Genomic DNA, 6,618 nt, shown 5'->3' with positions numbered 1-6,618 from the left:
GGCGCCGACGTGCACGCCGGGGTCTCGGGCGTCTCGCACTTCGTCTACGACGACGAGCAGTCCTGCATCGAGGAGGTCCGCTACCTCCTGTCGCTACTGCCGCAGAACAACCGCGAGATGCCGCCGTCCGTCGTGACCGAGGACCCGGTCGAGCGGCGCAACGACAGCCTGCTGGGGCTCGTCCCGGTCGACGGCAACCGGCCGTACGACATGCGCGACGTGATCGAGGAGATCGTCGACCACGGCGAGTACCTGGAGGTCCACGAGCGCTGGGCGACCAGCGTGATCTGCGCACTGGCCAGGCTCGGCGGCAGGCTGGTCGGGCTGGTGGCCAGTCAGCCGCAGTCGCTGGCCGGGGTGCTGGACATCCACTCCTCGGAGAAGGCCGCGCGCTTCGTGCAGTTCTGCGACGCCTTCAACATCCCGCTGGTCACGCTGGTCGACGTGCCCGGTTTCCTGCCCGGTGTCGACCAGGAGCACGGCGGCATCATCCGGCACGGCGCCAAGCTGCTGTACGCGTACTGCAACGCCACCGTGCCGCGCATCTCGCTGATCCTGCGCAAGGCCTACGGCGGCGCCTACATCGTCATGGACTCCCGCTCCATCGGTGCGGACCTGTCCTACGCCTGGCCCACCAACGAGATCGCGGTGATGGGTGCCGAGGGCGCGGCGAACGTGGTCTTCCGCCGCGAGATCGCCGCCGCGGACGACCCGGACGCCATGCGCGCCCAACTGGTGAAGGAGTACACCGCCGAGCTGATGCACCCGTACTACGCGGCCGAGCGCGGCCTCGTGGACGACGTCATCGACCCGGCCGAGACCCGTGCGACGCTCATCGCCGCGCTGGAGATGCTCTCCACCAAGCACGCGCTGCTGCCGTCCCGCAAGCACGGGAACCCGCCGCAGTGACCGCCCGGGACGACCTCGCGGCCCCGCCGGACCCGCTGCTGCGGGTGGTGCGCGGGTGTCCGACCGCCGACGAGGTGGCCGCCCTGGCCGCGGTCCTGGCGCTGGCGGCCCGCCGACGTCCGGCCGCACCGGCCGACGTGGGCCGGGTCGCGAGCGCGGCCCGTTGGGAGCGAGCCGCGTCCCGCCCGCGACCGGGCCAGGCGTGACAGCTTCCTGTAAGGCCGCTTGGCGTGAAGACGGCCAGACTGGTACGAACAACGCGAAGTAGCAAGATCGAAAACGTACGGCCTTGGCCGAGGGGAGGCGGCTGATGCACCAGGTGGTGTTCCGGATTCTCGGCCCGCTGGACGTCCAGGTGGACGCCCGGCCGGTGCCGCTCTCCGGGGCGCGGCAGCGCACCATCCTCTCCATGCTGCTGCTTTCCGCCAATCGGGTCGTCTCGGTGGACACCCTCGCCGACGCCGTCTGGCAGGGCCGGCCGCCGAACACCTTCGTCAACCAGATCGCCATCTGCGTGTCCGGCCTGCGCAAGACCTTCAAGGCGGCGGTCGGACAGGACGACCTGATCGTCACCGTCCACCCCGGCTACCTGCTCGCGACCGGTGAACACCGGATCGACGCGGTCGAGTTCGAGGAACTGGTGGCGCAGGCCCGGGAAGCCGTACGACAGCGGCGCACCGTCGAGGCCGTCGAACTGCTGGACGAGGCGCTCGGCCTGTGGCGCGGTGCCGCCCTGGAGGGTGTGGTCGGCGAACGCGTGGTGGCCGAGGCGGCCCGGCTCTGCGAACTGCGGCTGGCCGTCTACGAGGAGTACAGCGGGCTCCGGCTCGACCTCGGGCACCACCGCGAACTGGTGGGCGAACTCACCTCCTTCATCAAGGAGAACGGTCTCCGCGAGCAGGCCCGGGCGCAGCTGATGCTCGCCCAGTACCGCTCCGGACGGCGGGCCGAGGCGCTGGAGACCTATCGGGAGGCCCGCCGGCTGTTCGTCGACGAGCTCGGGATCGAACCCGGCCCGATGCTGCGGAAGTTGCACGACGCGGTGCTCGCCGACGAGTCCTGGCTGACCGCGCCGCCCGCCTCGGTGCCGATTGAGGAGTCCGTACCCGGTCCCGCCGTCGCGGCCGCGATCCCCGCCCAACTCCCGTCCGACGTGGCCGCCTTCACCGGTCGGGCCGAGGAACTCGCCGCACTGGACCGGATGCTGGCCGAGCGCAGCGACAGCTCGGTGCTCCCGGTCGGCCTGATCACCGGGATCGGCGGGGTCGGGAAGACGGCGCTGGCCCGGCACTGGGCCCACCGCGCGGCCGGGCGCTTCCCCGACGGTCAGCTCTTCGCCGACCTGCGCGGCTACGACGACTCCGAGGAGCCGCTCACCCCGAACGCCGTCCTGGACCGCTTCCTGCGCGCCCTCGGCGTGCCCGCGGAGGAGATCCCCGCGGACCAGGTCGAGCGGGCCGACCGGTTCCGCAGCGAACTCGGCGGCCGGCGCGTCCTGGTGGTCCTCGACAACGCCCGCTCCTACGACCAGATCCGCTGGCTGCTGCCGGGCAGCGGCCGGCACTGCGTCCTGGTCACCAGCCGCGACCCGGTCGAGGGCCTGGCCGGTGACTACGACTTCCTGCACCTGCCGCTCGGCGCGCTCGACCAGAGCGAGGCGGCCGAGCTGGTCACCAAGGTGGTGGGTGGCGAGCGGTTGTCGGCGGATCCGCAGAGCGTGCGCGAACTCGGCACGCTCTGTGACGGCCTGCCACTCGCCCTGCGCATCGCGGCGGCCCGGCTGGCCGGCAAGCCGCACTGGACGGTACGGCAGCTGGTGTCCCGGCTGAAGGACCAGCACCGCCGACTGGACGAACTCAGCGAGGGCTCGCGCGGGGTGCGGGCCGGCTTCCGGCTGAGCTACCGCGGCCTGCCAGCCGACGTGGCCCGGATGTACCGGCTGCTCGGCCTGCTGAACCTGCCCGACTTCTCGGCCTGGGTGGGCGCCGCCCTGCTGGACGTCGACCCACTGGACGCCGAGGACCTGATCGAGCAACTGGTCGACGCCCAACTGCTCGAAGTGCTCGCCGACCGCGGTAGCGGCCAGGTCCGCTACCGTTTCCAGGACCTGCTGCGGCTGTTCGCCGCCGAGTGCGCGCAGGCGGAGGAGACCCCGCAGGCCCGGGCGGACGCCCGGCGCCGGGTGTTCGGCGGGCTGCTGTTCCTCGCTGAGGAGGCCCACCGGCGCATCTACGGCGGCGACTTCACCGTGGTGCACGGACCCGGGCCGAGGCACCGGCTCCCCGACGAGCTGGTCAGTGCCCTGATGGCGGACCCGATGGTCTGGTTCGAGCGCGAGCGGGCCTCGATCGTCGGCAGCGTCGACCAGGCGGCCGAGAACGGTGAGTCCGCGCTCGCCTGGGACCTGACGATGACCAGCGTCACGCTCTTCCAGAACCGCAACCACCCCGAGGACTGGCGCCAGTGCGCGGAGCGCGCGCTGGCCGCCGCCCGGCAGGCCGACGACGCCCTCGGCGAGGCGGCAATGCTGCACTCGCTCAGCACCCTGGAGATCGTCCAGTCCCGCTGGGCGGAGGCGGGCGCCCGGCTCGAACCGGCCCGGCGGCTGTTCGCCGAGCAGGGCGAGCGGCGGGGCGTGGCGCTGGTCCAGCGCAATCTCGCCCTGTACGAGCGCAACCGGGGCGACCTGGCCGCCGCCCGAGAGGAGGGCTACCGGTCCTTGGCCGGCTTCCGGACGGCCGGCGACCACTACGCCGAGGCCCATGTGCTCGGGATCCTGGCCCGGATCGAGCTGGAGCACGGCGAGCCGCGCAACGGCCTGGAACTCACCGAGCAGGCCATCGCGGTGAACCTGCGCCTGGGGTCCACCCGGGGCGAGGCACAGAGCACCGTCCGGCTGGCCGAGGTGCTGGTCAGCCAGGGGGAGGGGGAACGGGCCGAGGAGGCGAGCCGCCGGGCGCTGGAACTGGTGCGCGCCGCCGGCGACCTGCGGGGTGAGGCGCACTCGCTGCGCTGTCTCGGGGAGGCGTTGTGGCGGCAGGCCCGGCCGGCCGAGGCGGCCGGTGTGCTGCGGGAGGCGCTGGCCGCCGCGGACCGGGTGTCGGACCGCTCCCTGGCGGCCCGGGTCAGTACCCTGCTCGCGTGCGTGACGGGCCTGACGGGGGACCGGGTGGCGGCGGCCGGGCTCCTCGCCGCCGCGGCGCGGCAGTTCGAGGAGCTCGGCTCGCCGGTGTGGCTGGAGCGGGTGGCCGGGCTCGACCGGGTGGTGCGAGGGGCCGGCGCGCTCGACTCCGAACGACTCTGGGAACTGCTGGAGGTCGCGCCCTAGCCGGCGGTGCGGCCGGGCGGGCTGACGGTCCAGGGGTCGTCGCCGTACACGGTGGTCATGGGTTCTCCTCACGCTCGCTCGGGCCCCCTCCGCCGCCGACTGTAGCGAGCGGTGATTTTGACCCTCTTTCGTATTCGTTTCACATCGACGGGTCCGGGGCGGACACATCACTGACACGACCGGAAAAGGGCAGCTCAGTACGTTCGTGCGGTCACAGCGTCAGCCGCACGGAACGGATGTGTCATGCCGTACGTCGAAGCCCCGGAGACCCTGGAGCAGCCCCCCACCCGACCGGCCGCACCCGCCCTGGAGTTCCGTCTCCTCGGGCCGGTGGAGGCGATGGCCGACGGCCGGGAGATCAGGCTGGACGGCGCCAAGCAGCGCTCCGTCCTGGCCGCCCTGCTGCTGTCCGACGGTCGGCTGCTGCCCGACGAGCGGCTGAGTACCCTGCTCTGGGGGTGGGACCCGCCGGCCACCTGGACCGCCCAACTGCACACCTACGCGTCGCGGCTGCGCGGCCGGCTCGGCCAGCAGGTCGACCTGGTCCGCCGCGCGCCCGGCTACCGGCTGGACATCGGCCCGGGCCGGGTGGACCTGCACGAGTTCCGCCGGGACGCCGACCTCGGCCGCCGGGCCCTGGAGGCCGGCGAGTACGCCCGCGCCGCCGAACTGCTCTCCGCCGCCCTGGCGCACTGGCGCGGCACCCCGCTCACCGGGGTCACCGAACAGCTGGCCGAGAAGGAACTGCCCGCGCTGGAGGAGAGCCGGCTCGCCGCCCTGGAGAACCGCATCGAGGCGGACCTCGCCCTGGGCGGTCACCGGGCGGCCGTCCCCGAACTGCGCGGACTGGTCGCCGAGCACCCGACCCGGGAGCGCCTGCGCGGACAGCTGATGGCCGCCCTCTACCGCTGCGACCGGCAGAGCGACGCCCTGGAGGTGTACGACCAGGGGCGGCGGCTGCTCGCCGAGGAACTGGGCGTCGACCCGGGCCCGACCCTGCGCGAGCTGCACCGACAGGTCCTGTCCGGCAGCCTCCCCGGCCCGGCCGCCGTCGAGCGGCTCACGGCCGCGTCATCGGCCGTGAATGCGGCGGCCGTGAACCAAGCCGTCCCTCCGGCCCCGAAGCGGGCTGGTGACGTGCCGTCGCCGGAACGCCCCGCCGGCGCGTGGAGCGGGCTCGTACCGGCGATGCTGCCACCGGCCGTCGCCGACTTCACCGGACGGGAGCGCCACCTGGCGGCCGTGCGGGCCGCTCTGGGTGGGGCGTCGCAGGACGGTCCGGCGCAGGACGGTCCGACGCAGGACGGTCCGGCCAGGGCGGCGGACCCGGCGGCGACCGCGGGCCCGGCCGGACCGGTAGTGCTGACCGGCGGCGCCGGATGCGGGAAGTCCGCGCTGGCCGTCCAGGCGGCCCACCTCGCCCGGACGGAGTTCCCCGACGGCGTCCTCTACGCGGACCTGCGCGGCCCCGACGGCCTCCCGCGCCACTCGGACGAGGTGCTCCGCACCTTCCTGCGCGCCCTGGGGGCGGAGGAGCGGGAGCTGCCGGGTGGCCCGGACGAGCTGGTCCGGCTCTACCGGAGCCGACTGGCCGGACGGCGGGTCCTGGTGGTGCTGGACAACGCCGAGGACGAGCGCGCGGTCCGTCCGCTGCTCACCGCCGACGAGCGCGGCCGCACCCTCGTCACCAGCCGCTCCGCGCTCGGCACCGTCGAAGGGGCCCAGCGCTTCCGGGTCGGCCCATGGGACTTCGCGGAGGCCTACCAACTGCTCGCCGAGGCCGGCCGGGAACGGGTGAGCGCGGATCCCGCGGCCACCGCCCGGATCGTCGAACTCTGCGACCGGCTGCCGCTCGCTCTGCGGATCTGCGCCGGCCGGCTGGCCGCCCACCCGCACTGGACGGCGGCCCGGCTGGCGGACCGCCTCACCCCGGCCGAGCACCGGCTGGACGAGCTCCGCCTCGGCGATCTGGACGTCAGGGCCAGCCTGGCGGCGGACCTGCCGCGGCTCCACCCGGCCGCCCGCACCGCCCTCAGGGCCATCGCCCGGGCCGGAGCCGACAGTGTCACCCCCGGGGACGCCGCCGAATTGCTCCGCTCGTCAGAGCGCGAGGCGGAAGAGGTGCTGGAACTGCTGACCGAGGCCCGGTTGCTGACCGCCGACCCCGACCCGGCCGAACTGCGCTACCGGATCGCTTCGCTGGTCCGCCTGGTCGCCGTAGAACAGCCAGCCGCCGCGCTCGTCGCCTGAGCCGGCCCCGTTCGCCGCGCTCGTCGATCGTTCGAGCCTGACCGGTCCGGCCGGCACGCTCAACCACAACTGCGTCCAGGTCGTCGGCGCCGGGGAGTCGGAGTCCCGCCCGCACACCGACTCCCGCGCGC

Annotated in this window: 4 protein-coding genes and 1 pseudogene; all 5 read left to right on the top strand. The window is 73.9% G+C overall.

Annotated elements, in window-relative coordinates; all coding sequences use genetic code 11:
- Window positions 1–909 (top strand): acyl-CoA carboxylase subunit beta (locus ACWC9T_RS40025; protein WP_449825963.1); only part of this gene is annotated, 909 nt, incomplete at its 5' end.
- On the top strand, window positions 906–1,115 hold the full coding sequence (locus ACWC9T_RS40020) for an acyl-CoA carboxylase epsilon subunit (protein WP_449825962.1): 210 nt from the start codon (window positions 906–908) through the stop codon (window positions 1,113–1,115). The genes ACWC9T_RS40025 and ACWC9T_RS40020, both read left to right, overlap by 4 nt.
- Window positions 1,116–1,219: 104 nt before the next feature.
- Window positions 1,220–4,237, top strand: a complete 3,018-nt coding sequence (locus tag ACWC9T_RS40015) for a BTAD domain-containing putative transcriptional regulator (RefSeq protein ID WP_449825961.1) — start codon at window positions 1,220–1,222, stop codon at window positions 4,235–4,237.
- 243 nt (window positions 4,238–4,480) lie between these two features.
- The gene (locus ACWC9T_RS40010; RefSeq protein ID WP_449825960.1) at window positions 4,481–6,487 is read left to right on the top strand and encodes a BTAD domain-containing putative transcriptional regulator; all 2,007 of its coding nucleotides are present in this window, start codon (window positions 4,481–4,483) and stop codon (window positions 6,485–6,487) included.
- A gap of 52 nt (window positions 6,488–6,539) precedes the next feature.
- A pseudogene (locus ACWC9T_RS40005) lies at window positions 6,540–6,618 on the top strand (DUF6445 family protein); the annotation flags it as partial.

This window comes from Kitasatospora sp. NPDC001159, assembly GCF_053598235.1.
This window is presented reverse-complemented; position numbering and strand designations above follow the sequence as displayed.

Excerpts from the sequence above, each read along its gene's own strand:
- ACWC9T_RS40010 (WP_449825960.1), top strand. The coding sequence starts at position 4,481 with ATGCCGTACGTCGAAGCCCCGGAGACCCTGGAGCAGCCCCCCACCCGA.
- ACWC9T_RS40015 (WP_449825961.1), top strand. The coding sequence starts at position 1,220 with ATGCACCAGGTGGTGTTCCGGATTCTCGGCCCGCTGGACGTCCAGGTG.